Genomic DNA, 26578 nt, shown 5'->3' on the forward strand with positions numbered 1-26578 from the left:
AGATGAACAGCGACACACATATCGTTTCCAGCTTCGATCGCGATCTCGAATCCGTTCAGGCCATGATCATGAAGATGGGCGGGCTGGTGGAGGAGGCGCTTTCGAACGCCGCCCGCGCCATGGAAACGCGCGACGACGAACTGGCCCAGCAGGTGCGCGAGAACGACCGCGCCATCGACACCCTGGAAGAGCAGGTGAACGCCGAATGCGCCCGCGTCATCGCCCTGCGCTCGCCCATCGCGGCGGATCTGCGCACGGTGCTGACGGTCATCAAGATCTCCGCCAGTCTGGAACGCTCGGGCGATTTTGCGAAGAACCTCGCCAAGCGGTCCACGGTCCTGTCGCAGATGGCGCCGATCCCCGGTGCGGCCATCGCGATCCGCCGCATGGCCAAGACGGTGGAACTGCTGCTGAAGGACGCGCTCGACGCCTATATCCAGCGCGATGCGGCGCTGGCGGCCGAAGTGCGGCAGCGCGACGCCGAGGTGGATCAGATGTACAACGCGCTGTTCCGCGAATTCCTGACGCATATGATGGAAGACCCGCGCAACATCACCGCCTGCATGCATCTGCATTTCATCGCCAAGAACATCGAGCGGGTGGGCGATCACGCCACGACCATCGCCGAGCAGGTGATCTACCTCGTCACCGGGTCGATGCCCGAAGAGGGGCGCATCAAGGGCGACGAAACCTCCTATATCGGGGTCGAATGATGCCGCTCGCCGATCAACCGACCGTGCTGCTGGTGGAGGACGAACCCGCACAGCGGGAGGTTCTTGCCTACAACCTCGAGGCTGAGGGGCTGCGCGTCATTCAGGCCGCGAATGGCGAAGAGGCGCTGCTTCTGGTCGATGAGGCCGCGCCCGATGTCGTCGTGCTGGACTGGATGATGCCCAACCTTTCTGGGATCGAGGTCTGCCGCCGCCTGAAGACACGGCCCGAAACGCGCAGCCTGCCGGTCATCATGCTGTCGGCGCGGTCGGAGGAAGTGGACCGGGTGCGCGGGCTCGAGACGGGGGCGGACGATTACGTCGTGAAGCCCTATTCGGTGGTGGAGCTTCTGGCGCGTGTGCGGACGCAACTGCGCCGCTCGCGCCCGGCGGCGGTGGGGCTGATCCTCGAATGGGACGACATCCGCCTCGATTCCGAAACGCACCGAGTCTATCGCAGCGACAAGATCCTGAAACTCGGCCCGACCGAGTTTCGGCTGCTGACGACCTTCATGGAAAAGCCCGGCCGCGTCTTCAGCCGCGAGCAGTTGCTGGACAGGGTCTGGGGCCGCGACATCTATGTCGACACGCGCACGGTGGATGTGCATATTGGGCGGCTGCGCAAGGCGCTGTGCGTGCATGGGGGCGATGATCCGCTGCGCACGGTGCGCGGGGCGGGATACGCCCTCGGCTGATCGGGGGTCGCGTCGTCCGGGCGCCGCTGGTAATATGGCGGCGCAACCCGGAGGACCGTCCATGGCAGAAACCCGCACCAATATCTCCACGCTCGACCCGATCTGGCAGCGGATCTGCGAAGAGGCGCAGCAGGCGATCCGGGACGAGCCGCTGATCGGCGGCTTCGTGCATGCCAGCCTGCTGCATCATCCGACGATGGATCGCGCGCTGGCCTATCGTTTCGCGCTGAAGCTGTCCTCCAACGATATGAGCGAGCAGATCCTGCGGGAGATCGGCGAAGAGGCCTATGCCGCCAGCCCCGACATCGTTCAGGCGGCGCGGGCCGATCTGACGGCGGTCTTCGATCGCGATCCAGCCTGCCATCGGTATTTGCAGCCTATGCTATACTTCAAGGGATATCAGGCGCTGCAAGCCTATCGCATCGGCCATTGGCTCTGGACCCAAGGGCGCCGGGATATGGCCTATTTCGTGCAGATGCGCGTGTCCGAGGTGTTCGGCGTCGATGTGCATCCGGCGGCGAAGGTCGGCCGCGGGGTGATGATCGACCACGCCCATTCCATCGTCATCGGTGAGACGGCGATCGTGGGGGACAACGTCTCCATGCTGCATTCGGTGACGCTGGGCGGTACGGGAAAGCAGGACGGCGATCGGCATCCCAAGATCGAGGATGGGGTGATGATCGGCGCGGGGGCAAAGGTGCTGGGGAACATCACGGTCGGCCATTGCAGCCGAATCGCCGCGGGCTCCGTCGTGCTGCGCGACGTGCCGCCCTGCACCACGGTGGCCGGTGTGCCCGCCCGCGTGGTGGGCGAGGCCGGATGCGATCAACCGTCGATCAACATGGACCAACTCGTCAAAGACTGATCCAAATGAAAACGGCCGGAGGCAGATGCCTCCGGCCGTTTGCACGATCGTAGGATGCTGGCCTCAGGCCAGCATCGCCATCGGATTTTCGAGGTTCTCGACGATCGCCTTCATCAGTTCGGCGCCGAGCGCGCCGTCGATCACCCGGTGATCGACCGAAAGCGTCATCGACATCATCGTCGCGACCGTCAGTTCGCCATCTTTCCCGACGACCGGCTTCTTCAGCCCGGCACCGACGGCGAGGATCGCCCCATGCGGCGGGTTGATGACCGCGTCGAAGTTCTCGATCCCGAACATGCCAAGGTTGGAGATCGCGAAGCTGCCGCCCTGATATTCATGGGGGGCAAGCTTCTTGTTCCGTGCCCGTGCCGCCAGATCCTTCATCTCGGCCGACAGGGTCGAGAGCGATTTCTGATCGGCATCCTTCAGCACCGGCGTGAAGAGACCGCCTTCGATGGCGACGGCCACGGCGACATCCGACGGCTTCAGCTTCAGGATGCGGTCGCCGGCCCAGACGGCGTTCGCACCCGGAACCTGTTGGAGTGCCAGCGCACAGGCCTTGATGATGAAGTCGTTGACCGACAGCTTCACACCGCGACCTTCGAGCTGCGCGTTCAGCGTCGCCCGGAACTTCATCAGCGGATCGAGATTCACATCTCGGCGCAGATAGAAGTGCGGAATTGTCTGCTTGGCTTCGGTCAGACGGGCCGCGACGGTGCGGCGCATGCCGTCCAGCGCGACTTCCTCATAGGGGCGGCCGTCATACATCTTCTTGACGGCATCGGCGCTGCTCGCGGCGGGTGCCACGGGGGCGGCGGCCTTCGGTGCGTCGGCTTTGGGCGCAGCCGCAGCCTCGGGTGCAGCGCCGGCTTTCGCCGCCTCCACATCCGCGCGGATGATGCGGCCATGCGGGCCGGAGCCCTTTAGCTGCGTCAGATCAAGCCCTTTGTCCTTGGCGATGCGGCGGGCGAGGGGCGAGGCGAAGACGCGTTTGCCATCCGCCACCGGCGCCGGAAGCGCGCCGGGTGCAACACGTCCAGCCGGAGCCGGCTGTTCGGACTTCGATGCGCCCTTGCCGGCGCCCTCGGGCTCGACCTGCTCTTGCCGGCCGGCTTTCTCGTCTTCGGTGTCGGCCTTCTGCGCCTCGGTGCCCTCGGGCACCTCCTCACCATCCTCGACGAGGATGGCGATCGGCTGGTTGACCTTCACGCCCGACGTGCCTTCGGCGATGAGGATCTTACCCATCGTGCCTTCGTCCACGGCCTCGAATTCCATCGTGGCCTTGTCGGTCTCGATTTCGGCGAGGATCATGCCGGAGGTGACTTCGTCACCCTCCTTCACATGCCATTTCGCCAGCGTCCCTTCCTCCATCGTGGGGGAGAGGGCGGGCATCAGGATCTCGGTTGCCATGCGTCCCTCCTCAGCGATAGCAGACGGATTTCACGGCCTCGATCACCTCGGCCGTGGTGACGAGCGCCAGTTTCTCAAGGTTGGCCGCATAGGGCATGGGCACATCCTTGCCGGTCAGGTTGATCACCGGCGCATCCAGATAGTCGAAGGCCTGCTGCATGATCGTGGCGGAGATGTGGTTGCCGATCGCACCGACCGGGAAGCCTTCCTCCACCGTGACGCAGCGGTTCGTCTTGCGCACGGATTCCAGAACCGTTTCGTAATCGATCGGGCGCAGGGTGCGCAGGTCGATCACTTCGGCTTCGATCCCGTCCTCGGCCAGCTTGTCCGCCGCTTCGAGGGCGTAGGTCATGCCGATCCCGAACGAGACGATGGTCACGTCCTTGCCCTCGCGCCAGATGCGCGCCTTGCCGAACGGGATGGTGAAATCATCCATCACCGGAACGTCGAAGGACCGGCCGTAGAGGATTTCGTTCTCGAGGAAGATGACCGGGTTCGGATCGCGGATCGCCTGTTTCAGCAGACCTTTGGCATCGGCTGCCGAATAGGGCATCACCACCTTCAGGCCCGGAATATGGGCGTACCATGCGGCATAGTCTTGGCTGTGCTGCGCGCCCACGCGGGCGGCGGCACCGTTCGGACCGCGGAACACGATCGGGCAGCCCATCTGACCGCCGGACATGTAGAGCGTCTTGGCGGCGGAGTTGATGATCTGGTCGATCGCCTGCATGGCGAAGTTGAAGGTCATGAACTCCACGATCGGGTTCAGACCGCCGAAGGCCGCGCCCACGGCCAGACCGGCAAAGCCATGCTCGGTGATCGGAGTATCGACGACGCGCTTGGCGCCGAACTCGTCCAGCAGGCCTTGGCTGATCTTGTAGGCACCCTGATACTCGGCGACTTCCTCGCCCATCAGGAAGACCTTGTCGTTGCCGCGCATCTCTTCGGCCATGGCTTCGCGCAGGGCTTCCCGCACGGTCATGGTCTTCATCTCGGTGCCTTCGGGCCAATCGGGCGAGCGGTCGCGCTTGCCGGGAACCGCAGTGCCGGGCGAGGTGACGACCGGCTGGTCCATATGCTTGGCTTCGGAGCCTTCGGGCTTCTCGGGCTGCTTTTCTTCGGCGGGCTGGGCCGGGGCCTCGGCCACGTCGTCGACGCTTTCGCCTTCTTCGATCAGAACGGCGATCGGGGTGTTGACCTTCACACCGGCGGTGCCTTCGGCGATCAGGATCTTGCCGATGATACCCTCATCGACCGCCTCGAACTCCATCGTGGCCTTGTCCGTCTCGATCTCGGCCATGACTTGGCCGGATTTGACCTCGTCACCTTCCTTGACCAGCCACTTGGCCAGCGTGCCTTCTTCCATCGTCGGCGACAGGGCCGGCATCAGAACTTGCGTTGCCATGGTATCGCCTCCCTTACGCGTAAATATCCGTCCAGAGCTCGGACACATCCGGCTCCGGGCTTTCCTTCGCGAACTCGGCGGATTCGTTCACGACGGCTTTGATGTCTTTGTCGATCGCCTTCAGTTCCTCGTCCGAGGCATGGCCGCCGGTGACCAGAAGGTCGCGGACATGTTCGATCGGGTCCTTCTCGGAGCGCATCTTCTCCACCTCGTCCCGCGTGCGGTATTTCGCCGGGTCGGACATGGAGTGGCCGCGATAGCGGTAGGTGTTCATCTCGAGGATGTAGGGGCCTTTGCCCGCGCGGCAGTATTCCACCGCCTTCTGACCGGCGGCCTTCACGGCCAGCACGTCCATGCCGTCCACAGCCTCGCCGGCGATGCCGTAAGCCGCGCCGCGTTCCCAATAGGAGGGCGACTTGGTGGAGCGCTTCACGCTCGTGCCCATGGCGTATTGGTTGTTCTCGATCACGAAGATGACCGGCAGGTTCCACAGCTGCGCCATGTTGTAGGTCTCATAGACCTGACCTTGGTTCGCTGCGCCGTCGCCGAAATAGGTGAAGGTCACGCCGCCGTTTTCCAGATAGGCATCGGCAAAGGCCAGACCGGCGCCGATCGGCACCTGCGCCGCCACGATGCCGTGCCCGCCGTAGAAATGCTTCTCGCGGCTGAACATGTGCATGGAGCCGCCCTTGCCTTTGGAGTAGCCCCCCTCACGGCCGGTCAACTCGGCCATAACGCCCTTGGCGTCCATGCCGCAGGCCAGCATATGGCCGTGATCGCGATAGGAGGTGACACGCTTGTCGCCTTCCTGCGCCGCAGCCTCGAGGCCGACGACGACCGCTTCCTGCCCGATATAGAGGTGGCAGAAGCCGCCGATCAGGCCCATGCCGTAAAGCTGGCCGGCCTTTTCCTCAAACCGCCGGATCAGCAGCATGTCGCGGTAATAGCCAAGGAGCTCGTCCTTGGAAACGTTGGGCAAATCGGCCGGAGATTTGTTGGCCATCGCGTCCTCCTCCACCAGAAAGCGGAAATAGTTTAGCATTAAACTACCTGTAGCGCATATGCTCGCAGGTGTGTAGCGCAAAAGTGCGCGGGTCGTTCTCAGCCCGATCTAGGGCGGTGTCAGCGTATGACGATCTCATCCTTGCGCATATAGCCGAGGATCTCCCGAGCCTGCTGATCGAGCAGGTCGAGATCGAGGTAATCGTTGGACAGGCGTTTGGTCAGGTTGCGGACATTGTCCAGCTCGCCCTGAAGGCGGTCGCGTTCGGCGGTCAGTTCGGCCGTTTCGGCGCGGATCTGAACCTGCTGGAACACGCCGTAATCCCCTTGGACGGCAGCGAAGGTGAAATAAAGGCCCAATGTGGCCAATGCCATGACATAGATCACGGCGCCAAGGGACAGGCGGTTGGTCTGTTTCATCTTCTGCCTCGCACCGCGCCTGACCGCCGGCGCATCGGCGCAATGATGACACAAGCGCCCGGCAAGGCAAAGAGCCTCCCGGCACGGGCCGGGAGGCTGCGGGGCTTATTCGTTGCCCTTGTAGATGTTCACCAGCTTGCCCAGCATCGCCAGCGCATCCTCGCGCGAGCGCTGGAACGAGTTGCGCCCGATGATGGAGCCGTTGCCGCCGCCCGCCAGAATGGCGCGCGCATCGTCGTAGACGGCATCCTCGCCCTTGGCCGCACCGCCCGAGAAGACGATGATCCGGCGACCGGCGAAGCTTGCCTGAACGCAGTGGCGCACACGATCCGCCAGTTCCGCGATCGGGATCTGCTGCGCGTCGTAGACCTTCTTGGCCTCGGGCTGCATGATGTGGTCGGTGGAGAGTTTGATCTTGATGATATGCGCGCCCAGAAGCGCCGCGACATGCGCGGCATAGGCGGACACGTCGATCGCAGTTTCGCCTTCCTTCGTGATGGCCTCGCCGCGCGGATAGGACCAGATCACCGTCGCGACGCCCTTGGCCGCCGCTTCCTTGCGCATTTCCACGATCTCTTCGAACATGTCGAGGGCCATGTCCGAACCGGGATAGATGGTGAAACCGATCGCCGAGCAGCCGAGGCGCAGCGCATCATCGACCGAGGCGGTGATCGCTTGGTTCTTGCCCGCCGTGTCCGACATCAGCGAGTTGGCGGAGTTCACCTTCAGGATCGTCGGGATCTGACCGGCATAGGTGTCGGCGCCGGCCTCCAGCGGACCCAGCGGGGCGGCATAGGCCGACATGCCCGCATCGATCGCAAGCTGGTAGTGGTAATGCGGGTCATACCCTTCGGCATTGGGCGCGAAGCTGCGCGCGGGGCCATGCTCGAACCCTTGATCCACCGGCAGGATGATCATCTTGCCGGTGCCGCCCAGCTTCCCCTCCGACAACATCCGGGCGAGGTTCGCCTTCACGCCGGGGGTTTCCCCTTCGTAGTTGGCGAGGATCTTCTGGACTTTCCTGCTGGTGCGCATGTCTCTTCCCTATGCTGACTGCTCGGGGAAGGTAGAGGGGGGCGCGAAGGCTGACAATGCAGTTCGCGCTAACACCCCGTCGATTTGTCAGACGTGTAGTGCCTTCACGCCCGGAAGCTCCTTGCCTTCCATCCATTCGAGGAAAGCGCCGCCCGCGGTGGAGATATAGGTGAAGCGTTCCGCCGCCCCGGCCTTGTTCAGCGCGGCCACGGTATCGCCCCCGCCAGCGACCGAAACGAGCTGTCCGGCCTCGGTCAGTTCGGCGGCGCGGGCGGCTGCGGCGTTGGTGGCGGTGTCGAAGGGCTCGATCTCGAAGGCGCCGAGCGGGCCGTTCCAGATCAGCGTCTTGGCCTTGCCGAAGGCCATCGCCACATGGGCCACGCTTTCCGGTCCGGCATCGAGGATCATCGCATCGGGCGGGCAGGCTTCGGCCAGCACCGTCTCGCTTGCGGCGCCTGCCTTGAACTCCCGCGCGACGACGACATCGAGCGGCAGGATGATCTCGCAGCCGGCAGCCTGCGCCTTGGCGAGGATCTCGCGGGCGGTGTCGGCCATGTCGCGTTCGGCAAGGCTCTTGCCGACTTCGATGCCCTGCGCCACGAGGAAGGTATTGGCCATGCCGCCACCGATCACAAGATGATCGACCTTGCCGACGAGGTTGCCCAGCAGATCGAGCTTCGTGGACACCTTCGCCCCGCCGACCACCGCAACCACCGGACGCGCCGGAGAGCCGAGCGCCGCATCCAGCGCCTTCAGCTCCGCTTCCATCAGGCGGCCCGCCGCCGACGGCAGCATCCGCGCGATCCCTTCGGTCGAGGCATGGGCCCGGTGCGCGGCGGAAAACGCATCGTTGACGTAAATGTCACCGAGCGCGGCCATCGCCGAGGCCAGTTCGGGATCGTTCTTTTCCTCGCCGGCATGGAAGCGGGTGTTCTCCAGCAGGACGACCTCGCCCTCGGATGCGCTTTCGATCGCGGTACGGGCGGCATCGCCAATGCAATCCTCGGCGAAATTCACTCGCATCCCGAGGGCACGTTCCAGTGCGGGAAGGATGTGGCGCAGGCTCATCTCCGGGACGGGCTGGCCCTTCGGGCGGCCGAAATGGGCCAGCAGCACCGGCAGGCCGCCGGCCTGAACGATGTCGCGCACCGTGGGCACGATCTTCTCGATGCGGGTGGCATCGGTCACGACGCCATCCTCCATCGGGACGTTGACGTCCACGCGCACCAGCACGGTCTTGCCCTGCAGATCCATGTCGTCCAGCGTTTTCCAGGTCATTGGAACCTCCTCTTGGCTTGGCGCAAGTAGCACCGGATCACCCCCGAAGGTCAACGGTGCCTTTTCACCGGGCGCCGGGCGCATTACGTTCCGCCCCGGAACCACAAAGGAGAGGCCCGATGGCCGAGATCAAGGATCCCGAAAACACGATCATCATGACGCTGAAGGACGGCGACGTGGTGATCCAGCTTCTGCCCGACGTGGCCCCGAAGCATACGGAGCGTATGAAGGAGCTGGCCCGCGCCGGCGCCTATGACAACGTCGTCTTCCACCGCGTCATCGAAGGCTTCATGGCCCAGACGGGCGATGTGGAGAATGGCAATGCCGAGCAGGGGTTCGACCTGCGCCGCGCCGGTACGGGCGGATCGGACCTGCCGGACCTGCCGGCCGAATTCTCCAAGATCCCGCATGCCCGCGGCAGCCTTGGGGCCGCACGTTCGATGAACCCGAACTCGGCCAACAGCCAGTTCTTCATCAACTTCAAGGATAACGATTTCCTGAACGGCCAATACACCGTTTACGGCCAAGTCGTCAGCGGGATGGAGTTCGTGGACAAGATCGTCCGGGGCGAGCCGCCGCAGAACCCCGACCGCATGATCCGCGTGCGCGTGGCCGCCGATGCGTAAGCTGGCGCTTGCCGCGGCGCTGTGCCTTGGGGCGGTTCCCGCCTTGGCGCAGGAGGATGGGCCGGGCCCGAACCTCGTGATCGACATCGCGGGGCAGGGTGCGAATGGCGAGGTCGTGATCGACCTGCGCCCCGACCTTGCGCCCAAACACGTCGCCCAGATCGTGAAGCTGGCCGAATCCGGTCAGTACGACGATGTGGTGTTCCACCGCGTCATCGACGGCTTCATGGCCCAGACGGGCGATGTCGAGTTCGGCAAGGGCGGCTCTACGGCCCGTGCGGGCATGGGCGGTTCGGACCTGCCGGACATCCCGGCCGAGTTCACCTCGACCCCGTTCCAGCGCGGCACGGTGGGCATGGCCCGTTCGCAGGATCCGGATTCGGCGAACAGCCAGTTCTTCATCATGTTCGCGCCGGGCGATTTCCTGAACGGCCAGTACACGGTCGTCGGTCAGGTGATCAGCGGCATGGACGTGGTGGATGCGATCACCCGGGGCGAGCCGCCGCGCAACCCCGATCGCATGGTCCATGTGACGGTTCAGAACTGAGATATGGAAAGGCCCCCGATCCGGGGGCCTTTCGCGTCAATCCGACGTCTGGGCGTCGTGGTCCGGGTTGGCTCGGTTCCACCGGATGGAGGACCAGAGCGCCACCCCGATCAGACAGGCCCCGCCGAGGCCGGTGATCACCTCGGGAATATGGGTCAGCGTCTGGACGTACATGATCACGGACAGGATCAGGATCGCATAGAACGCCCCATGTTCGAGGTAGCGGTACTGCGTCAGCGTCCCCCGCTCCACCAGCATGATGGTCATGGAGCGGACATACATCGCCCCGATGCCGAGGCCGATCGCGATGATGAACAGGTTCTGCGACAGCGCGAAGGCCCCGATCACCCCATCGAAGGAGAAGGACGCGTCCAGCACCTCCAGATAAAGGAAGGCCCCGAGGCCGCCCTTCACCGCCGCGTCCGTCGCATCCTGCGAGCGGTCGAGGAAGGCGCCCAGCACCTCCACCAGCAGGAAGGTCACGAGGCCATAGACGCAGGAGATGATGAAGGTGGACCGCATCGGCCCCTCCGGCAGCAGCCGCGAAAAGGCGAGGGCCACCACGAGGACGAAGGCGATCTCCAGCCCCTTGATCGAGGCATAGCGCTGCGCCCAGCTTTCGATGGTATGGACCCAGTGGATGTCCTTCTCCTCGTCGAAGAAATAGGACAGGGCGACCATCATCAGGAACGTGCCGCCGAAGGCTGCGATCGGCAGATGGGCATCGTGCATGATGGCGGCATAGCGGTCGGGATCGGTCGCGGCCATCTGGATCGCGGCCCAAGGCCCGATCTTCGCCGCGATCACGACGATCAGAAGCGGGAAGACGATGCGCATCCCGAACACGGCGATGATGATGCCCCATGTCAGGAAGCGGCGCTGCCAGACCGGGTCCATCGTCTTCAGCTTGTTGGCGTTGACGATGGCATTGTCGAAGGAGAGCGAAATCTCCAGCACCGCAAGGACTGCGACGATGAAGAAGATGGAGGCGGTGCCCTGCACGGTGCCCGTCATCTGCCAGCCCAGCCACGCGCCAAGCGCGAGGCCTACGACCGTGGCGACGAAGGCCCATGTCAGGTAGGAAAGCGTGGATTTCTTTGCGGAGGCGGCGCTCATGTCCGGCCCCCCGCCACGGCTGCGTCGAACAGCGGATGGCTCATGATAATAACGTCCATGCGGCAGGAACGTTGCGGTGCCGACATCACGTGAGTTGCCGCATTACTGACGCCAGAGGGGCCCGGTCACCGATCCGGCCCATCACCGGGCCGTGAGCGATATGTAACGCGCAGGCCCGGATGCGGCAAGGGTCAGCCGCGACGTGCCTCGGGCAGGGAGATGCGGGCGACCTGTTCGGCGATCGGATCGACCAACGGCGGATGGCGCGTCGCCTCATGCGCGGCCGGATCGCCGAGATCCTGCCATGTGCCGTCCTTGTAGATGTCGAGGGCGTTGAAATTCGCCTTGTAGCCCATCTTCCGGCTGCCCGGCACCCAATAGCCCAGATAGACATAGGGCAGGCCGGCCTCGCGTGCGATGCGGACATGATCGAGGATCAGGAACACGCCGAGGCTGCTTTCGGCCAGATCCGGGTCGTAGAAGGAATAGACCATCGACAGCCCGTCATCGAACACATCCGTCAGCGATACCGCCGCAAGGCCGTCCGGCCCGCCATATTCGATGACGCGGCTGCGGATCGGCGTTTCTTCGATCATGGCGGCGAATTCGAAGATGTCCATATCGGCCATGCCGCCATCCGAATGGCGCACGTCGAGATAGCGGCGGAAGAGGGCGTATTGATCCTCGGTCGCCCAAGGTGCCGTCGGATTGCGGCGCAGATGCGCGTTGCGTTTGAGCACACGGCGCTGCGTCCGGGAGGGCTTGAAATCGGCGACGCGGATGCGCGCCGACAGGCAGGCCGCGCAATCGGCGCAGGATGGGCGATAGAGCACGTTCTGCGAGCGGCGGAAGCCTTGCTTCGACAGCGCGTCGTTCAGGACCTGCGCATGTTCCCCATGAAGTGCCGTGAACAGCTTCCGTTCCATCCGCCCATCGAGATAGGGGCAGGGCTGCGGGGCTGTCACATAGAACTGCGGCGCGATGGGAAGGGTGTGACGCATGAACACTCTGCCAAGGGTGGGTGACATGAAGGTAACGCCCCCACCCGCATTCGCCAAGCGGAGATCGCGAAGATTCTGCCCTTCAGGCCGCGCGATGCACGCAAACCGTGTCGAGGACGAGGTCCGTCAGCCCCTGACCGCGCCGCGTCGTCAGCATCAGCACCACCGACAGCGCCTGAACCAGAAGCGTTCCCATCGACAGGTAATAGCCGATGACATGCAGCAGCGCCTCGCCGCCATCCAGCGGCTGCCCTCGGCGGTTCAGGAAATGGATGCCCAAAAGCCGCATCCCCGGTGTCGCCGAACCGCGCGCAAGCCCCCACCAGCGGTAGATGAAGCTGACGCAGAGGAACAGCAGCGGGTAGAAGAAGATCGCGGTGAAGGCCGTGAACGGCACGATGATCAATGTCAGAACGAAGATCAGCGTCAGGTCGAGGCACCATGCGATCGCCCGGCGCGTCGGCACCCCGCGATAGAATTCGGCATGGCGGTCGGGATCGGGCAGTGGATCGATCTGGGGCATCCGGTCATGTCTCTGTTAGGGGGGGTGAGGGGCGGCCCGGTAGGGCCGCCGCAGATCAGTCGGCGGCGGTCGGTACGTCGCGCGTCTTGGTGCGTTCGTCCATGAAGGCGTCGAACTCCTGTTTGTCCTTCGCCTCGCGCAGGCGCTTGAGGAAGGATTCGAAGGCCGTCTGTTCCTCTTCGAGGCGGCGCAGGGTGTCGGCCTTGTAGGCGTCGAAGGCGCGGTTTCCGGTCGGACGCGCCGCCGAGGCAAGGCCCGAGGTTCGGCGCACGATGTCTTTGCGGCTGAACATGCGTTTGCTCCAGATCATATAGGCAAGGATGCCAAGCCCAACAGGCCAAGCAAGAACGAAACCGAGGATCGTGGCCGCGATCCAAGCGGTGCGGCCGCGTTCGTCAAGCCAGCCTTCGGCGCGGCGCGGCCAAGTCAGGATGCCGCCGGGCGCGGCGGATGATGCGTTCATTCGGGCGTTCCTCCAAGTGCGAATAGGGATGTGAAAGCCATTCACATCATCCAAGATCGGTATGCCCTGCCGCAGCTTCAAGATGCATGTTAAAGATTTTCACATAAGTGCCGCGCCGCTTGCCGATGGCCCGTGGACGGGCGATAGTCGGCGTCATGACCCTGCAGGACCGCATCACGCGCCTTCCGATCGTCCACGACGCCGCCGCGGCCGAGGATGTCCGTTCCACATGGTCCGGCCCGTGCCGCGACCTTTTGGCCGCCACCGCCAGCGCCAGCCCCTATCTGCGCGACCTGATCCGCAAGGAGGCCGACTGGCTCCCCTCCGCTCTGGCGGACCCGGAGGGGGCGCTGGCTGCGGAACTGGCCCGCGACGCCGATCTGGCGCAACTTCCGGTGATGCTGCGCAAGTCGAAACGGCGGGTGGCGCTCTTGACGGCGCTGGCCGATCTGGGCGGCGTCTGGTCGCTGGAGGAGGTGACGGGCGCGCTGACCGATCTTGCCGACCGCGCCGTGGATCTCAGCGTCCGGCGGCTTGTGGAGGCCGAGATCCGGCGCGGCAAGCTGGCCGAGGCAGGGCCCGCCTCGGGCATGGTCGTCATCGCCATGGGCAAGACGGGCGCGCGGGAGTTGAACTATTCCTCCGACATCGACCTGATCTGCCTGTTCGACGAGACGCGCCACGATGACTGGCAGGAGGCGCGGGCCGCCTTCATCCGGGTGACGCGCAAGATGACCGCGATCCTGTCGGACGTGACAGCCGAGGGTTATGTCTTCCGCACCGATCTGCGGCTGCGGCCCGACGCGGCGGTGACGCCGGTCTGCATCTCCATGGGCGCGGCGGAGAGTTATTACGAAAGCGTCGGCCGGACGTGGGAACGCGCGGCCTTCATCAAGGCACGCCCCTGCGGCGGCGATCTGGAGGCGGGAGAGCGTTTCCTGCGCACTCTGACGCCGTTCGTGTGGCGAAAGCACCTCGATTTCGCCACGATCGAGGATACGCATGACATGCGCGCCCGCATCCGCGACCATCGGGGCCTGCACGGCCCGCTGAAGGTGGAGGGGCACGATCTGAAGCTGGGACAGGGCGGTATCCGGGATATCGAATTCTTCACCCAGACGCGCCAATTGATCGCTGGGGGGCGCGACCCCTCGCTGCGCGACCGGACCACGGTGGGCGGGCTGAAGGCGCTGGCGGCTGCGGGCTGGATCGACGACGACACGGCCCAGGAGCTTACGGATCTTTACCGCGCGCATCGTCAGGTGGAGCATCGGTTGCAGATGATCGGCGATCAGCAGACGCACCGCGTGCCCGCCGATCCCGAATCGCTGGCCCGCATCGCCCATCTGAACGCCGAAACCCCGGAGGCGTTCGGCGCCCGCCTGCTAACCCGGCTGGAGCGTACCGCCGACCTGACCGAAGCCCTGTTTGAGCCGGCCGATACGCCGGATGAGCCGGACCTGTCCGAACGCGCCCGGGCCATCGTCGAGGGGTGGAGCGGTTATGCCGCGCTGCGTACCAACCGCGCGCGCACGATCTTTCGCCGCATCCGGCCGCAGCTTCTGACGCGGATGCAAAAGGCGCGGGAGCCTGAGGAGGCGCTGCTCGCTTTCGACGGTTTCCTGCGGGGCCTGCCTGCGGGCGTGCAGATATTCTCGTTGTTTGAGGCGAATCCGCCGCTGGTGGATCTGATCGTGGACATCGCCTCGGTCGCGCCGGATCTCGCGCGCTATCTCTCGCGCCATTCGGGGGTGCTGGACGCGGTGATCGGCGGGCGCTTCTTTGAGCCATGGCCGGGGCTTGCGGGGCTTCAGGCCGACCTTGCGCTGCATCTGGGCCGGGCAGGCGATTACGAGGCGAAGCTCGATGCCTCGCGCCGCTGGATGAAGGAATGGCATTTCCGCATCGGCGTGCATCACCTGCGCGGGCTGATCGACGCGGATCAGGCCGGAACGCATTATGCCGAACTGGCGCAGTCGGTGATCACCGGCCTCTGGCCCGTGGTGGTGGCGGAGTTTGCGCGGCGCCACGGCCCACCGCCGGGCGTGGGCGCGGCCGTTCTCGGCATGGGCAGCCTTGGCGCGGGGCGGATGCACTCCCGCTCCGATATCGACATGATCGTCATCTACGACTGTGAAGCCGACGTGGAAAGTTCGGGCGACAAGCCATTGATCGCACGCATGTATTACGCTCGGTTGACGCAAGCGCTTCTGACGGCGCTGACGGCGCAGACGGCCGAAGGCGCACTCTACGAGGCCGATATGCGGCTGCGTCCTTCGGGGCGGCAAGGGCCGCTTGCGACATCGGTCGAGGCGTTCCGCACCTATCAGATGAACGAGGCATGGACGTGGGAGCATCTGGCTCTGACCCGCGCACGCCCGCTTGTAGGGCCGGAGGCGCTGGTCTGCCGGGTGGAAGAATTGCGGCAGGAGGTGATCCGGGTGCGCGGGCGCGATGCGCGCGTGGCGGGCGATGTCGCCGACATGCGCCGCCGTCTGAATGCCGCCAAGCCCCTTCGGACGGCGTGGGATGCACGCAACGGCAGCGGGCGGCTGATGGATCTGGAGCTGCTGGCCCAGTGCAACGCGCTGCTCGGCGCATGCATGGCCACCTCGGTGGAGGCGCAGATGGCGGGCCTCGGTCCTTCGCTGCGTGACGCGGATCGGCTGTTCTGGCGGGTGCAATGCGCAAGTCGGCTTCTGTCGCCGGTCCCCCTCAATCCCGACGATACGGGAGAGGGTGCACGGACCTTTTTGCTGCGCGCATTGGGTCCGGAAGGTGATCTGGCGGCGGCCCTGTCGGACCATGCGGACCAAGTGGCCGCCGCCTTCGATCGTCTGTTGGCGCGTTAGCGCAGGGCCGCCGCTTCGCGGGCAAGCTCCTCGATCCCGGCCCAATCGCCGGCGATCATCTTGTCCTTGGGCGCGACCCAGCTTCCGCCGACGCAGAGCACGTTGGAGGAGCTGAGGTAATCCTTGGCGTTCTTCAGCGACACGCCGCCCGTCGGGCAGAAGGACACCTGCGGGATCGGACCCGACAGCGATTTGATCGCGGGCGCACCGCCGGCGCTTTCGGCCGGGAAGAACTTCTGCACGGTGTACCCACGCTCCAGCAGAAGCATCACCTCGGTCGCGGTGGCGGCGCCGGGCAGGAGGGGAAGCCCCTCATCCTCGCAGGCGGCAAGGACGCGGTCCGTCGCGCCGGGCGAAACGCCGAAGGTCGCGCCCGCGGCTTTCGCGGCCTTCACGTCGGCCGGGGTCAGCAGCGTGCCCGCACCGACGAACCCGCCCTCAATTTCGGACATGGCGCGAATCGCGTCCAGCGCGGCCGGGGTGCGCAGCGTCACCTCCAGCGCCGGAAGGCCGCCGGTGATCAACGCCTTCGCCAAGGATGCGGCGTGGGCGACATCGTCGATCACGAGAACGGGGATGACCGGCGCGAGCCGGCAGATTTCGGCGGCGCGGGAGCTTTGTTCGGCAGGTGTCATTCGATCCTCATACAACGACGGCGGCGCCTTCGGTGGCATTGCCGACCGTCTGGCGGAAACTCTCGAACAGCTCGCGGCCAATGCCGAAGCGGTTCGCGGTCAGATCCTCTGTCACCGGCGTGCGCGTGTCAAAGTCTGATTCCAGAATATCGATCGTACCGGCCACCGCATCGACGCGCATCCGGTCGCCATCGCGGACGCGGGCCAGCGGTCCGCCCTGCGCCGCCTCGGGGGAGACGTGGATCGCCGCGGGCACCTTGCCCGACGCACCGGACATCCGGCCGTCGGTCACCAGCGCGACCTTCAACCCACGATCCTGAAGTACCGACAGGATCGGCGTCAGCGAATGGAGTTCCGGCATCCCGTTCGCGCGCGGTCCTTGGAAGCGGACGACGACGATCGTATCCTCGGTGAAGGTATTGGCGCGGAAGGCTTCCTTCACCTCCAGCTGATCCTTGAAGACCCGCACCTTCGCCTCGACGATCTGACGTTCGGGCGCAACGGCCGAGATCTTCATGACGCCGCGACCGACATTGCCGGACAGCTGCTTCAGACCGCCGCTCTTCTGGAAGGGATCGCTGGCGGGGCGCAGGATCTTGTCGTTGCTGCTTTCCTTCGGACCTTCGGTCCATGTCAGCTCGCCATCGACCAGCTTCGGCTCACTCCGATAGTGGGAAAGGCCGTCGCCCATCACCGTCTTCACATCGTCATGCAGCAGGCCCGCATCCAGCAACTGGCCGACCATATAGCCAAGCCCGCCCGCCGCGTGGAAATGGTTCACGTCGGCCAGACCGTTCGGATAGACTTTCGCCATCAACGGCACGGCGGCCGAGATATCTTCGAAATCTTCCAGATCGAGGATTACGCCCGAAGCCCGCGCCATCGCCGGCAGGTGCAGCACGAGGTTCGTGGACCCGCCTGTCGCCATCAGCCCGACGATGCCGTTCACATAGGCCTTCTCGTCGAGGATCTCCGACACGGGGCGATAGTCGTTGCCAAGCGCCGTGATCCCCGCCGCACGTTCCACCGCCGCCGTGGTAAGAGCTTCGCGCAAGGGCGTGTAAGGATTGACGAAACTTGCGCCCGGCAGGTGCAGACCCATGAACTCCATCAGCATCTGGTTGGTGTTCGCGGTGCCATAGAAGGTGCAGGTGCCCGGCCCGTGATAGGAGGCCATCTCGGCGGCCATCAACTCGTCGCGGCCGATCTCACCGGCGGCGAAACGGTTGCGGACCTTGGATTTTTCGTCGTTCGGCAGGCCCGAGGTCATCGGCCCACCCGGCACGAAGACGGACGGCACATGCCCGAAGGTGGAGGCTGCGATGATCAGGCCCGGCACGATCTTGTCGCAGATCCCAAGATAGAGCGAGGCGTCGAACACGTTGTGCGACATGGCAACACCCGCCGCCAAAGCAATGACATCACGCGAGAAAAGCGAAAGCTCCATCCCGACCTGACCTTGGGTCACGCCGTCGCACATGGCGGGCACGCCGCCTGCGACCTGCGCCGTGGCCCCCACGCGGCGGGCGGCCTCGCGGATCTGTTCGGGGTAATGTTCATAGACGCGGTGCGCCGACAGCATGTCGTTATAGGCCGTGACGATGCCGATGTTCGGCGCGCGCCCTTCGGCCAGCGTCGCTTTGTCATCCTCCATCGCGGCATAGGCGTGGGCTTGGTTGCCGCAGGACAGGTGTGCGCGCTGCGGTCCGTTGCCGGCGGCCTCTGCCATGCGTTTCAGATACGCGCTGCGCGTCGGGGCGGAGCGTTCGCGGATCCGGTCGGTGACGCGATCGAGTGTGCTGTTCAAGGTCATGGGTCAACCACCTCTGGCATTTGTCACACGAGATGGGCTTCGTCCCGCGTTCTTCAAGATGTTAGCGGTAACTGCGCCCGATGGGAACCCCAGCGATGCGTTCGGCGCATGGCAGGAATACGAACTCGGATGTCCTCCTGACAAGGGCGCGGTGTTATCTACGGTCTCGGGAGGCGAAACCAATGAAAGAGGTTATCCCCATGATGCCGAACCAACATGAGCTGATGATCGCGGCCCAACGCGAGCGCACTCTCTATCTTGCATCGCTTCTTCGTGCGGCCGTTCGCAAGTTCAAATCGCTGGGCCTGCGCAAGGCGACCCCGAAGGCCATCTGAGGCCTTTCTCTGCGAGCGCGAAGCGGCTAAGGGATGGCCATGACAGACATGCCCCTTCCCATCGTCCGCTTGCGCCCGAAGGCCGAAGCCCGCGCGATCCGCCACGGCTTCCCCTGGATCTATGCCGACGAACTGGTCACGGACCGCCGGACCCAGAAACTTCCCCCCGGCGCGCTTGCCGTGCTGGAAGATGCCGATCGTCGCCCGCTTGCGCTGGTGACGGTGAACACCGCGTCCCGCATCATCGGGCGGGTCCTCGACCGCAATCCCGAAGCGGTGCTGGACCAGCCATGGATCGAGGCGCGCCTTGCCCGCGCCCTTCAGCTGCGCGAGCGCCTGTTCGACAAACCCTTCTACCGCCTGATCCATGCCGAGGCCGATGGCCTTCCCGGCGTGATCATCGACCGTTTCGGCGATGCTGCCGTCATCCAGCCGAACGCAGCTTGGGCCGATGCGCATCTCGATCTGATCGTGGCCGCGCTGGTGCAGGTGACGGGCGTGAAGACGGTCGTCATGAACGGCTCGGGCCGCGCCCGCAGCCTCGAGGGGCTGGCCGAGGAAACGCGCGTTCTGATCGGCGAGATCGACGCCCCGGTGCCGGTTTCCATGAACGGCGCGACCTATCTGGCCGACCTCACGGGCGGGCAGAAGACGGGACTCTTCTACGATCAGCGTCCGAACCATGCCTTTGCGGCCGGGCTTGCGCGGGATGCGCGCGTCCTTGATGTCTTTTCCCATGTCGGGGGCTTTGCTTTGGCGGCCTTGGCGGGCGGGGCGGCGTCGGCGCTGGCCGTGGATGCCTCGGCCTCGGCGCTGGCCTTGGCCGAGGGCGGGGCAAAGGCGGGCGGCGTGGCCGATCGCTTCTCTACCCGGCGCGGCGATGCCTTCGACACGCTCGAAGCCTTGGCCGAAGAGGGGGCGAGGTTCGATCTCGTGATCTGCGATCCGCCCGCCTTCGCGCCGGCCAAGCCCGCATTGGAGGCCGGTCTGCGCGCGTATGAGCGGATTGCGCGCCTGGCGGCCCCGCTGGTCGCGCCGGGTGGGTATCTGGTGCTCTGCTCCTGTTCCCATGCGGCGGATCTCGCCTCGTTCCGCAACGCTTCGGCGCGGGGGATTGGGCGCGGTGGGCGGCGGGCGCAACTTCTGCACACGGGCTTTGCCGGTGCGGATCACCCGATGCTGCCCCAACTGGCCGAGAGCGGCTATCTCAAGTCGCTGTTCTTCCGGCTCGACGGGTGAGGGCGGTCCTCGACACCTGCGTGATCTTTCCGCCCGTCCTTCGGGACATGCTTTTGGGGGTGGCGGCGCAGGGGGTGTTCGTGCCGCTGTGGTCCGAGCGCATTCTGGAGGAATGGGCGCGTGCCGCCCGCCGCCACGGCTCCGAAGACGAGGCGCGGGCGGTGGGTGCCGCGATGCGGGCGCAGTTCGCATCCGCCACCGTTCCGCCCCGTCCGGGGCTGGAGGCACGGCTGCATCTGCCCGATGAGAACGACATCCACGTCCTTGCCACCGCCATCGCCGGCAGCGCGGATGTCATCGTCACGTTCAACGCACAAGATTTTCCCCGCCACATCCTCGCCGCCGAAGGGGTGGAGCGCCGCGATCCCGACAGCCTTTTGTGGGAGATGTGGTCCCACCATCCCGCCCCGGTGGCGGAGGTGGCGCAACGCGTCCATCGCCGCGCCGAAGAGATCGCGGGTCAGCCCGTGTCGCTGCGGGCGCTTTTGAAACGCGCGGGCCTGCCGCGCGTTGCAAAGGCAGTCACCGCCTAGAAGCCGATGGGGGGCGACAGCGCCTCCACCCCGGCGAGGCGGGTGCGCAGATCGTCATCCGAACGGAAACCGTAGCGCCCCCAAGCAAGGCTCTCGCGCCGGGCGGCGGCTGCGGCGGTCTTCTGCCCCTCAAGGCGCAGCGCTTCGGAGCGGATCATCAGCAGGGTGGACAGAAGGCCCGCATTCTCGGCCCGGCGGGCGACGGGAATGGCCGCATCGGTCAGAAGATGCACCGCCTCGGTCTGGCCTGCGGAGAGGGCGAAGGCGGCCATCTGCATATCCACATGCGCCACGCGCACATCGTCATCGGGCAGGGTGCGGAAGACGCGCGCCGCCTCGATGAAACCGCCGAGCGCCGCCGCCACATCCGTATCGAGGCTGAGCCGCGCAACGGCGAACCAACTGAACCCGAGGCGCGCATCGGTCCAGCCTTCGGATTGCGCGATGCGCAGCGCGCGTTTTGCCGAACGCAACCGCGCACTATCCGTCGCGTCCGGACCAAGCGCGGTTTCGATCGCGCGAATCCATGACCTCGGCGTGTCCGGCGGCACGGCAGGGGCCGAAAACTCCCCCGACGGGTTGTAACGGCGCAGCAGTTGCGGAACGATCACCTCGGCCTGCGCGCGCGTCGTGCCGCTGGGCAGCTCCGGCGAATTGTAGAGGCGCAGCATCAGCATGTCGAAACCGGTCAGCACGCTCAGGAAATTGTCGTCGTTGAAGATCGTGTCCGGGATCCGGTAGAGATCGTTCAGCGGCCCGATCGCCTGCGCGAGTTCCTCGTTCAGGCAGTCGCGCATCTCCTGCGGGCTTTCGTCGGCGGGGATGAAGACCGCGACATGATCGCGCCGCGTCAAGAGACCCCAGTCGAGTTCCGGATTGCGGAGATTCTGCGTGTATTCGGTGAAGGAGCGGACCTGCGGCACCACGAAACAGGCCGCCGTCGGCGCGGCCTTGTGCAGACGTTCGGCCGGCACGAATTCGATCGTGACCGAAGCCGGGGCCGTGGCGCGCTTGATGTCCACATGCGCCTCTTTGCGCAGGCGACCGATCACGCGGTCCAGATCCGTCATCGCGACCTTGGGCGCGGGGCCGTTCACGGCCACGGTGATGGGCCCGTCGAACCGGCTCATCACGGGCAGGGTGTCGCCATTCTCCATCGCGAAGGACAGATCGAGGAAGTCGCGCGCCATTTCGGCATTGCTGCGATGCGGGGGCATCGGCGTAACGGTGGTGAAGTGGTTCATCGGGGGCAGCGGGTCCGTCAGGGGGGCGACCGCCTCCATGGTGACGGGCGGCGCGCTGGCTGCGCATGCGCAAAGTGCAAGGCATGACAGGACGGGGAGGAAACGCATGCGGGAGGCTCTTCTTCTTGGGCGGGGCTGCGGTCCGCCCCTGCCGCCGACGATAGAGATTTCCATGGCCGGGTGAAGGGCCAATCCTCGGGCCGTAGAGGGGTGGTGCCACAAGATGCAGCGTGGATCATCACAAAACTGCCATGGAATTGTGCAATGCAGCGGCTAGTTTGTGCGGAGCGGACGAAACCCGCACCCCGACCCCGTGCGATAGTGACAGTCGGGATACAACAGGATATGCGGACGCGCAGAAAGGGAGTGCCGGACCGAACCTTCGCCCAGATGGTCCGGCCTGCGGAAAGGCAGCCATGAGAGCAGAAATCTTTCTTACAGACGATTACCGTCCCGCCGAGTCGGAACCCTTCATGAATGATCGGCAGCTGGAATACTTCCGCCGCAAGCTGCTGAACTGGAAGGCGGAACTTCTGGAACAGAGTGCCGAGACCATCGAAGGGCTGCAGGATTCTGGCCGCAACGTGCCCGACATCGCCGATCGCGCCTCCGAGGAGACGGACCGTGCGCTGGAATTGCGCACCCGCGACCGCCAGCGCAAGCTCGTCTCCAAGATCGACGCGGCCCTGCGCCGGATCGACAACGGGGAATACGGCTATTGCGAAGTGACGGGGGAGCCGATCTCGCTGCGCCGTCTGGACGCACGCCCCATCGCGACGATGACGCTGGAAGCGCAGGAAAAGCATGAACGCCGGGAAAAGGTGCATCGCGACGACTGATCGCGGCACGGCGCGGACGGCCCCGAAGGGGGCCGCCGCATGACGGATGTTACCATATTGGGGGCCGGCATTGCGGGGCTTGCGGCGGCGCGGGCCCTTGCGATGGACGGCTGGCGCGTCCGAGTGCTGGAGCAGGCACCGGCGCTGGCCGATGTAGGCGCGGGGCTTCAGATCGCGCCGAACGGGGCGCGGGTTCTACAGGCGCTCGGCCTTGAGGCAGAGCTTCGGGCCGCCGCTCTTCGCGCGCAGGCGGTGGAGCTTCGGGATCGGGCCGGGGCCAGAGTGCTCCGCATGGATCTGGGCGGGCGCGATTGGTTCATGATCCACCGCGCGGATCTGATCGGCATTCTGGCCGATGCGGCGCGGCAGGCGGGCGCCACCATCGAATTCAACACGCGGGCCGCACCTCAGGGGCCGCTGACCATCGCGGCGGATGGGGTGCATTCGGCAAGCCGCGCACTGCTCAATGGGCCAGCGCCGGCGCGATTCAGTGGCCATGTCGCATGGCGCGCCCTGATCCCCGAAACCGGCGCCGATCCGGTGGCCGAGGTACATATGGGGCCGGGCCGCCATCTCGTCAGCTATCCCCTGCGTGGCGGGCGTCTGCGCAACATCGTCGCCGTGGAGGAACGGACCGCTTGGGCCGCCGAGGACTGGACGCAGCGCGACCAGAGCGACGCCCTGCACCGCGCCTTCGCCATGTTCGGCCCGCGGGTGCGCGGCTGGTTGGAAAGCGTGCGAGAGCCGTGGCTCTGGGGCCTGTTTCTGCATCCAGTGGCCGAGCGCTGGCATGGCGATGGGGTGATCCTCGCGGGGGATGCAGCGCATCCGACGCTCCCCTTCATGGCGCAGGGCGCGAATATGGCGCTGGAGGATGCTTGGGTGCTGTCGCGCTGCCTCCTGTCTGGGGATCGCGGCGCGCGGTATCAGGCGCTGCGGCAGGAGCGGTGCCGCCGGATCGTGGCGGTGGCGGCGCGCAACGCCCGCGCCTATCACCTGTCGGGAGGGGCGGCGCGGGCGGCGCATCTGGCGCTGCGGATCGGCGGGCGGCTTGCGCCGGCCGCGCCGATCCGGCGTTTCGACTGGATCTACGGCTATGACGCCGTTCAGGCGGCGAGTTCGATCCAGACCGGAACGTGATCGGACGGCTTTTCGCCCGCCCGCACATCGCGGTCGATCTGCACATCGGTCATCAGATCGGCCGCCTGCGGCGACAGAAGCAGATGGTCGATGCGGATGCCGTTGTTGCGCGGCCACGCCTGCGCCTGATAATCCCAGAAGGAATAATGGCCCGGCCCCTGAACGCGCGCCCGGAACGCCTCGGTCAGGCCGAGGTTCAGGAGGCGGCGGAAGGCGGCGCGTGTTTCGGGGCGGAACAGCGCATCCTCGGTCCATGCCTCGGGCTTGGCGGCATCTTCGGCCTGCGGAATGACGTTGTAATCACCGGCAAAGACCAGCGGCTCTTCGGTGGCCAGCAGCTCGATGACGCGCCGCTCCATCCGGGCCATCCATGCCAGCTTGTAATCGTATTTCGGCCCCGGGGCGGGATTGCCGTTCGGCAGATACAGCCCGCAGACGCGCACGGCGCGATCGCCGATCACCGTCGCCTCGATCCAGCGGCTCTGCTCATCCGCCTCGTCGCCGGGCAGGCGGCGCACGACATCCTCCAGCGGCAAGCGCGAGAGGATGGCGACGCCGTTGAAACCTTTCTGGCCATGCGTTTCGACGCGGTAGCCTTTGTCCTCGATCAACTCGCGGGGAAAGGTTTCGTCCGTGGATTTGATCTCTTGCAGCAGCACGACATCGGGCCGCGCCTCGTCCAGCCACGAAAGCAGGGCTTCGATCCGGGCCTTGACGCCGTTGATGTTGAATGTCGCGATCTTCATGCCTGCACGCTTATGCCGCCCGGTCCGCCGATGCAATCAGATCGAAAAGCTGATCCCGCACCCGCAGGAGCTGGAGGCGTTCGGGTTTTCGATCACGAAGCGCGCGCCGATCAACTCCTCGGTGAAGTCGATCACGGCATTGGTCAGGAACGGCAGCGAGACGCTGTCCACCAGCACCTTCTGGCCGTCCTTCTCAATCACGAGGTCATCGTCGGCAGGGTCATCCAGCTTGATGTCGTACTGGAATCCCGAACAGCCGCCGCCTTCCACCGCGACGCGCAGGGCACGGGGCGCGCCCGTATCTTCCGCGATCTCGGCAAGCCGGGCGAAGGCGCGGTCGGTCACACGCGGGGGCAGGGTCAGGTCCATCGGAAAAATCCGTGTCAAATCCGTTATGAAACCCATATAGGATAGGTGAAAACGACGAACAAGAACAGGCGGAAACATGTTTGCCCCCTATGCCTGCCTGCCGGCCGAATCGCGTGGCCGTCTGCATGGCGAAGACCTCTCTTCCTTCCGGTCGGCCTTTCAGCGGGATCGGGACCGGATCATCCACTCCTCGGCGTTCCGGCGGCTGAAGCACAAGACGCAGGTCTTCGTGGAGCATGAGGGCGATTATTACCGCACCCGTCTGACCCATTCCATCGAGGTGGCGCAGGTCGCGCGGACGATCTCGGGGGTGCTGGGGCTGAACACCGATCTGGCCGAGGCGATCGCCCTTGCACACGATTTGGGCCACACCCCCTTCGGCCATACCGGCGAGGATGCGCTTCAGCGCCTGATGGAGCCTTATGGCGGGTTCGATCACAACGCGCAGGCCATGCGGATCGTCACCCGGCTGGAGCGTCATTACGCCGAGTTCGACGGTTTGAACCTGACATGGGAAGCGCTGGAGGGGATCGCCAAGCACAACGGCCCCGTGACGGGCGATCTGCCCTATGCGTTGGCCGAAGCGAATGCGCTTTGGGATCTGGAACTGCACACCTTCGCCAGCGCCGAGGCGCAGGTCGCGGCCATCGCCGACGACATCGCCTATTCGCACCACGATCTGCATGACGGCCTCCGCTCGGGCCTGTTCGATGAGAACGATCTGATGGAGCTTCCGATCACCGGCCCCGCCTTCGAGGCGGTGGACAAGCTCTATCCGGGGCTGGAGACGATGCGCCGCCGCCATGAGGCCCTGCGCCGCGTGTTCGGCCGCATGGTGGAGGATGTGATCCACGTTGCCCAGATCCGGCTGGAGGCGGCCAATCCGCAATCGGCCAACGATATCCGCGCGATGGAGCAGACGGTGATCCGTTTCTCCAAGCCGCTGTATCAGGAGTTGAAGGCGATCCGCAGCTTTCTCTTCACCCGGATGTACCGGGCGCCATCGGTGATGGCCGAACGCGCCCGCGTGACCGAGGCCGTGGACGCGCTGTTCCGCACCTTCATGACGGACCCGTCGCGCCTGCCGGACGAATGGCGCGCGGGTCTGCAGGGCAGCGACGATGAGCAGCTGGCCCGCCATGTCGCCGACTATGTCGCCGGAATGACGGACCGTTTCGCCCTACAGGAGTTTGCGCGGATCTGCTGAGCGCCACGCCGCGACCCAGATCGCCACGAGGATCAGCGAGGCGATGGCGTTCCACGACGCCATCGACAGCCCGGCCAGCGACCACGCCACCTGATCGCACATCACGAGGTTCACCGGGGTATCGGTCGCCAGAAGGTCGCTTCCCGAAAGACCGGACAGCGCGCTGGACGATCCGGTGCAGCTGGAGGGGCCGGGCCACCAGCCACGCTCCACCCCGGTATGGAAGATGCCGACCCCGGCGCTGATGGCCGGGCCAAGCGCACCAAGCGCGATCAGCCACCGACGCGGAAGCATCGTGACCGCAAGCCCAATCAGCACCGCCCAGACATGCGGATAGCGTTGCCACATGCACAGATGGCAGGGCGCAAGGCCGCCGATATACTGAAACCCGAGCGCCGTGAGCAGCAGCGCCGCCGATCCCGCCGCCGCAAATACGGCCAGTGCCTTGCTTTCCATCATCTTCCCTTTCGCATCGCCGCCACCATAGCGTGCCGCGCGCCGGACGGAACCCACAGCGTCGTGAGTGTGCT

General features: G+C 65.5%; 28 protein-coding genes. 12 read left to right on the plus strand and 16 right to left on the minus strand.

The features are described 5' to 3' along the window. Nucleotides 1–2 precede the first annotated feature (2 nt). From phoU to cysE, 3 genes are all read left to right on the plus strand, one after another. On the plus strand, nt 3–713 hold the full coding sequence (phoU, locus tag GR316_RS03100) for a phosphate signaling complex protein PhoU (protein ID WP_211784597.1): 711 nt from the start codon (nt 3–5) through the stop codon (nt 711–713). Next, nucleotides 713–1405, plus strand: a complete 693-nt coding sequence (gene phoB / locus GR316_RS03105; protein ID WP_211785083.1) for a phosphate regulon transcriptional regulator PhoB — start codon at nt 713–715, stop codon at nt 1403–1405. Before phoU ends, phoB begins: the two co-directional genes overlap by 1 nt. Before the next feature lie 61 nt (nt 1406–1466). Then, entirely contained in the window at nt 1467–2270 is an 804-nt protein-coding gene (gene cysE / locus GR316_RS03110; protein WP_211784598.1) for a serine O-acetyltransferase, read from the plus strand. 63 nt (nt 2271–2333) lie between these two features. On the opposite strand, the gene GR316_RS03115 is transcribed toward cysE, so the two are convergent. The 6 genes from GR316_RS03115 to GR316_RS03140 form a co-directional block, all read right to left on the minus strand. Continuing rightward, the gene (locus tag GR316_RS03115) at nt 2334–3680 is read right to left on the minus strand and encodes a pyruvate dehydrogenase complex dihydrolipoamide acetyltransferase (RefSeq protein ID WP_211784599.1); all 1347 of its coding nucleotides are present in this window, start codon (nt 3678–3680) and stop codon (nt 2334–2336) included. A 10-nt stretch (nt 3681–3690) separates the two neighbouring features. After that, nucleotides 3691–5085 carry a pyruvate dehydrogenase complex E1 component subunit beta gene (locus tag GR316_RS03120; protein ID WP_211784600.1) on the minus strand — a complete coding sequence of 465 codons (1395 nt, stop codon included), beginning with the start codon at nt 5083–5085 and terminating at the stop codon, nt 3691–3693. 13 nt (nt 5086–5098) lie between these two features. Beyond that, the gene (gene pdhA, locus GR316_RS03125) at nt 5099–6088 is read right to left on the minus strand and encodes a pyruvate dehydrogenase (acetyl-transferring) E1 component subunit alpha (protein ID WP_211785084.1); all 990 of its coding nucleotides are present in this window, start codon (nt 6086–6088) and stop codon (nt 5099–5101) included. 119 nt (nt 6089–6207) lie between these two features. Then, the gene (locus GR316_RS03130) at nt 6208–6507 is read right to left on the minus strand and encodes an FtsB family cell division protein (protein WP_211784601.1); all 300 of its coding nucleotides are present in this window, start codon (nt 6505–6507) and stop codon (nt 6208–6210) included. Nucleotides 6508–6612: 105 nt separating this feature from the next. Further along, complete coding sequence (locus tag GR316_RS03135; protein WP_211784602.1) at nt 6613–7542, minus strand: class I fructose-bisphosphate aldolase; 930 nt, start codon at nt 7540–7542, stop codon at nt 6613–6615. 87 nt (nt 7543–7629) lie between these two features. Beyond that, nucleotides 7630–8820 carry a phosphoglycerate kinase gene (locus GR316_RS03140; protein WP_211784603.1) on the minus strand — a complete coding sequence of 397 codons (1191 nt, stop codon included), beginning with the start codon at nt 8818–8820 and terminating at the stop codon, nt 7630–7632. 119 nt (nt 8821–8939) lie between these two features. Between GR316_RS03140 and GR316_RS03145 the strand changes: the two genes are divergently transcribed. Then, nucleotides 8940–9446: a peptidylprolyl isomerase gene (locus GR316_RS03145; RefSeq protein WP_211784604.1), complete on the plus strand. Its 507-nt coding sequence runs from the start codon at nt 8940–8942 to the stop codon at nt 9444–9446. Continuing rightward, nucleotides 9439–9993, plus strand: a complete 555-nt coding sequence (locus GR316_RS03150) for a peptidylprolyl isomerase (RefSeq protein ID WP_211784605.1) — start codon at nt 9439–9441, stop codon at nt 9991–9993. The genes GR316_RS03145 and GR316_RS03150 overlap by 8 nt, the downstream gene beginning before the upstream one ends. Nucleotides 9994–10029: 36 nt before the next feature. Here GR316_RS03150 and GR316_RS03155 read toward each other — a convergent pair whose 3' ends face one another. The 4 genes from GR316_RS03155 to GR316_RS03170 all read right to left on the minus strand — a co-directional run bounded on the left by GR316_RS03155 (nt 10030) and on the right by GR316_RS03170 (nt 13096). Further along, the gene (locus GR316_RS03155; protein WP_211784606.1) at nt 10030–11109 is read right to left on the minus strand and encodes a DUF475 domain-containing protein; all 1080 of its coding nucleotides are present in this window, start codon (nt 11107–11109) and stop codon (nt 10030–10032) included. Between the two features lie 191 nt (nt 11110–11300). Next, nucleotides 11301–12110, minus strand: coding sequence for an arginyltransferase (locus tag GR316_RS03160; RefSeq protein ID WP_211784607.1), 810 nt, complete (start codon nt 12108–12110; stop codon nt 11301–11303). A gap of 82 nt (nt 12111–12192) precedes the next feature. Next, nucleotides 12193–12633, minus strand: coding sequence for an RDD family protein (locus GR316_RS03165; RefSeq protein WP_211784608.1), 441 nt, complete (start codon nt 12631–12633; stop codon nt 12193–12195). A gap of 55 nt (nt 12634–12688) precedes the next feature. Then, on the minus strand, nt 12689–13096 hold the full coding sequence (locus tag GR316_RS03170; protein ID WP_211784609.1) for a DUF2852 domain-containing protein: 408 nt from the start codon (nt 13094–13096) through the stop codon (nt 12689–12691). A gap of 155 nt (nt 13097–13251) precedes the next feature. Between GR316_RS03170 and GR316_RS03175 the strand changes: the two genes are divergently transcribed. Then, entirely contained in the window at nt 13252–15948 is a 2697-nt protein-coding gene (locus GR316_RS03175) for a [protein-PII] uridylyltransferase family protein (RefSeq protein WP_211784610.1), read from the plus strand. Here GR316_RS03175 and eda read toward each other — a convergent pair. Both eda and edd read right to left on the minus strand, forming a co-directional pair. Further along, on the minus strand, nt 15945–16583 hold the full coding sequence (gene eda / locus GR316_RS03180; protein ID WP_211784611.1) for a bifunctional 4-hydroxy-2-oxoglutarate aldolase/2-dehydro-3-deoxy-phosphogluconate aldolase: 639 nt from the start codon (nt 16581–16583) through the stop codon (nt 15945–15947). The genes GR316_RS03175 and eda overlap by 4 nt on opposite strands. Nucleotides 16584–16590: 7 nt before the next feature. Then, on the minus strand, nt 16591–18396 hold the full coding sequence (gene edd, locus GR316_RS03185; RefSeq protein ID WP_211784612.1) for a phosphogluconate dehydratase: 1806 nt from the start codon (nt 18394–18396) through the stop codon (nt 16591–16593). Nucleotides 18397–18596: 200 nt separating this feature from the next. Between edd and GR316_RS13880 the strand changes: the two genes are divergently transcribed. Genes GR316_RS13880 through GR316_RS03195 form a run of 3 tightly spaced genes read left to right on the plus strand, consistent with a single transcriptional unit; the run spans nt 18597 to nt 20503 of the window. Beyond that, complete coding sequence (locus GR316_RS13880; RefSeq protein ID WP_256442675.1) at nt 18597–18731, plus strand: hypothetical protein; 135 nt, start codon at nt 18597–18599, stop codon at nt 18729–18731. A 48-nt stretch (nt 18732–18779) separates the two neighbouring features. Beyond that, entirely contained in the window at nt 18780–19970 is a 1191-nt protein-coding gene (locus GR316_RS03190; RefSeq protein WP_211785085.1) for an RSP_2647 family RNA methyltransferase, read from the plus strand. Next, nucleotides 19967–20503 (plus strand): RSP_2648 family PIN domain-containing protein, encoded by a 537-nt coding sequence (locus GR316_RS03195; protein WP_211784613.1) that lies wholly within the window; start codon nt 19967–19969, stop codon nt 20501–20503. Before GR316_RS03190 ends, GR316_RS03195 begins: the two co-directional genes overlap by 4 nt. Here the strand turns inward: GR316_RS03195 and GR316_RS03200 are convergent. Beyond that, entirely contained in the window at nt 20500–21855 is a 1356-nt protein-coding gene (locus tag GR316_RS03200) for a DUF2927 domain-containing protein (RefSeq protein ID WP_211784614.1), read from the minus strand. The genes GR316_RS03195 and GR316_RS03200 overlap by 4 nt on opposite strands. Nucleotides 21856–22163: 308 nt before the next feature. On the opposite strand from GR316_RS03200, the gene dksA reads away from it, so the two are divergent. Then, nucleotides 22164–22586, plus strand: a complete 423-nt coding sequence (dksA, locus tag GR316_RS03205; protein ID WP_211784615.1) for an RNA polymerase-binding protein DksA — start codon at nt 22164–22166, stop codon at nt 22584–22586. 39 nt (nt 22587–22625) lie between these two features. Continuing rightward, on the plus strand, nt 22626–23726 hold the full coding sequence (locus GR316_RS03210) for an FAD-dependent monooxygenase (protein ID WP_211784616.1): 1101 nt from the start codon (nt 22626–22628) through the stop codon (nt 23724–23726). On the opposite strand, the gene xth is transcribed toward GR316_RS03210, so the two are convergent. Both xth and erpA read right to left on the minus strand, forming a co-directional pair. Continuing rightward, nucleotides 23693–24472, minus strand: coding sequence for an exodeoxyribonuclease III (gene xth / locus GR316_RS03215; RefSeq protein ID WP_211784617.1), 780 nt, complete (start codon nt 24470–24472; stop codon nt 23693–23695). The genes GR316_RS03210 and xth overlap by 34 nt on opposite strands. A 36-nt stretch (nt 24473–24508) precedes the next feature. Then, nucleotides 24509–24841, minus strand: a complete 333-nt coding sequence (gene erpA / locus GR316_RS03220; protein WP_211784618.1) for an iron-sulfur cluster insertion protein ErpA — start codon at nt 24839–24841, stop codon at nt 24509–24511. Nucleotides 24842–24917: 76 nt separating this feature from the next. Between erpA and GR316_RS03225 the strand changes: the two genes are divergently transcribed. Next, nucleotides 24918–26048: a deoxyguanosinetriphosphate triphosphohydrolase gene (locus GR316_RS03225; RefSeq protein WP_211784619.1), complete on the plus strand. Its 1131-nt coding sequence runs from the start codon at nt 24918–24920 to the stop codon at nt 26046–26048. On the opposite strand, the gene GR316_RS03230 is transcribed toward GR316_RS03225, so the two are convergent. Next, the gene (locus GR316_RS03230) at nt 26022–26507 is read right to left on the minus strand and encodes a disulfide bond formation protein B (protein WP_249218804.1); all 486 of its coding nucleotides are present in this window, start codon (nt 26505–26507) and stop codon (nt 26022–26024) included. The two genes, GR316_RS03225 and GR316_RS03230, sit on opposite strands and share 27 nt — an antisense overlap. Nucleotides 26508–26578: the final 71 nt, after the last annotated feature.

It is taken from the genome of Falsirhodobacter algicola, assembly GCF_018279165.1.
Classification (GTDB): domain Bacteria; phylum Pseudomonadota; class Alphaproteobacteria; order Rhodobacterales; family Rhodobacteraceae; genus Falsirhodobacter; species Falsirhodobacter algicola.

Bases quoted from the DNA above. Each gene is read 5' to 3' on its own strand.
- phoU (WP_211784597.1), top strand. From the start codon at position 3: ATGAACAGCGACACACATATCGTTTCCAGCTTCGATCGCGATCTCGAA.
- phoB (WP_211785083.1), top strand. From the start codon at position 713: ATGCCGCTCGCCGATCAACCGACCGTGCTGCTGGTGGAGGACGAACCC.
- cysE (WP_211784598.1), top strand. From the start codon at position 1,467: ATGGCAGAAACCCGCACCAATATCTCCACGCTCGACCCGATCTGGCAG.
- GR316_RS03115 (WP_211784599.1), bottom strand. From the start codon at position 3,680: ATGGCAACCGAGATCCTGATGCCCGCCCTCTCCCCCACGATGGAGGAA.
- GR316_RS03120 (WP_211784600.1), bottom strand. From the start codon at position 5,085: ATGGCAACGCAAGTTCTGATGCCGGCCCTGTCGCCGACGATGGAAGAA.
- pdhA (WP_211785084.1), bottom strand. From the start codon at position 6,088: ATGGCCAACAAATCTCCGGCCGATTTGCCCAACGTTTCCAAGGACGAG.
- GR316_RS03130 (WP_211784601.1), bottom strand. From the start codon at position 6,507: ATGAAACAGACCAACCGCCTGTCCCTTGGCGCCGTGATCTATGTCATG.
- GR316_RS03135 (WP_211784602.1), bottom strand. From the start codon at position 7,542: ATGCGCACCAGCAGGAAAGTCCAGAAGATCCTCGCCAACTACGAAGGG.
- GR316_RS03140 (WP_211784603.1), bottom strand. From the start codon at position 8,820: ATGACCTGGAAAACGCTGGACGACATGGATCTGCAGGGCAAGACCGTG.
- GR316_RS03145 (WP_211784604.1), top strand. From the start codon at position 8,940: ATGGCCGAGATCAAGGATCCCGAAAACACGATCATCATGACGCTGAAG.
- GR316_RS03150 (WP_211784605.1), top strand. From the start codon at position 9,439: ATGCGTAAGCTGGCGCTTGCCGCGGCGCTGTGCCTTGGGGCGGTTCCC.
- GR316_RS03155 (WP_211784606.1), bottom strand. From the start codon at position 11,109: ATGAGCGCCGCCTCCGCAAAGAAATCCACGCTTTCCTACCTGACATGG.
- GR316_RS03160 (WP_211784607.1), bottom strand. From the start codon at position 12,110: ATGCGTCACACCCTTCCCATCGCGCCGCAGTTCTATGTGACAGCCCCG.
- GR316_RS03165 (WP_211784608.1), bottom strand. From the start codon at position 12,633: ATGCCCCAGATCGATCCACTGCCCGATCCCGACCGCCATGCCGAATTC.
- GR316_RS03170 (WP_211784609.1), bottom strand. From the start codon at position 13,096: ATGAACGCATCATCCGCCGCGCCCGGCGGCATCCTGACTTGGCCGCGC.
- GR316_RS03175 (WP_211784610.1), top strand. From the start codon at position 13,252: ATGACCCTGCAGGACCGCATCACGCGCCTTCCGATCGTCCACGACGCC.
- eda (WP_211784611.1), bottom strand. From the start codon at position 16,583: ATGACACCTGCCGAACAAAGCTCCCGCGCCGCCGAAATCTGCCGGCTC.
- edd (WP_211784612.1), bottom strand. From the start codon at position 18,396: ATGACCTTGAACAGCACACTCGATCGCGTCACCGACCGGATCCGCGAA.
- GR316_RS13880 (WP_256442675.1), top strand. From the start codon at position 18,597: ATGATGCCGAACCAACATGAGCTGATGATCGCGGCCCAACGCGAGCGC.
- GR316_RS03190 (WP_211785085.1), top strand. From the start codon at position 18,780: ATGCCCCTTCCCATCGTCCGCTTGCGCCCGAAGGCCGAAGCCCGCGCG.
- GR316_RS03200 (WP_211784614.1), bottom strand. From the start codon at position 21,855: ATGCGTTTCCTCCCCGTCCTGTCATGCCTTGCACTTTGCGCATGCGCA.
- dksA (WP_211784615.1), top strand. From the start codon at position 22,164: ATGAGAGCAGAAATCTTTCTTACAGACGATTACCGTCCCGCCGAGTCG.
- GR316_RS03210 (WP_211784616.1), top strand. From the start codon at position 22,626: ATGACGGATGTTACCATATTGGGGGCCGGCATTGCGGGGCTTGCGGCG.
- xth (WP_211784617.1), bottom strand. From the start codon at position 24,472: ATGAAGATCGCGACATTCAACATCAACGGCGTCAAGGCCCGGATCGAA.
- erpA (WP_211784618.1), bottom strand. From the start codon at position 24,841: ATGGACCTGACCCTGCCCCCGCGTGTGACCGACCGCGCCTTCGCCCGG.
- GR316_RS03225 (WP_211784619.1), top strand. From the start codon at position 24,918: ATGTTTGCCCCCTATGCCTGCCTGCCGGCCGAATCGCGTGGCCGTCTG.
- GR316_RS03230 (WP_249218804.1), bottom strand. From the start codon at position 26,507: ATGATGGAAAGCAAGGCACTGGCCGTATTTGCGGCGGCGGGATCGGCG.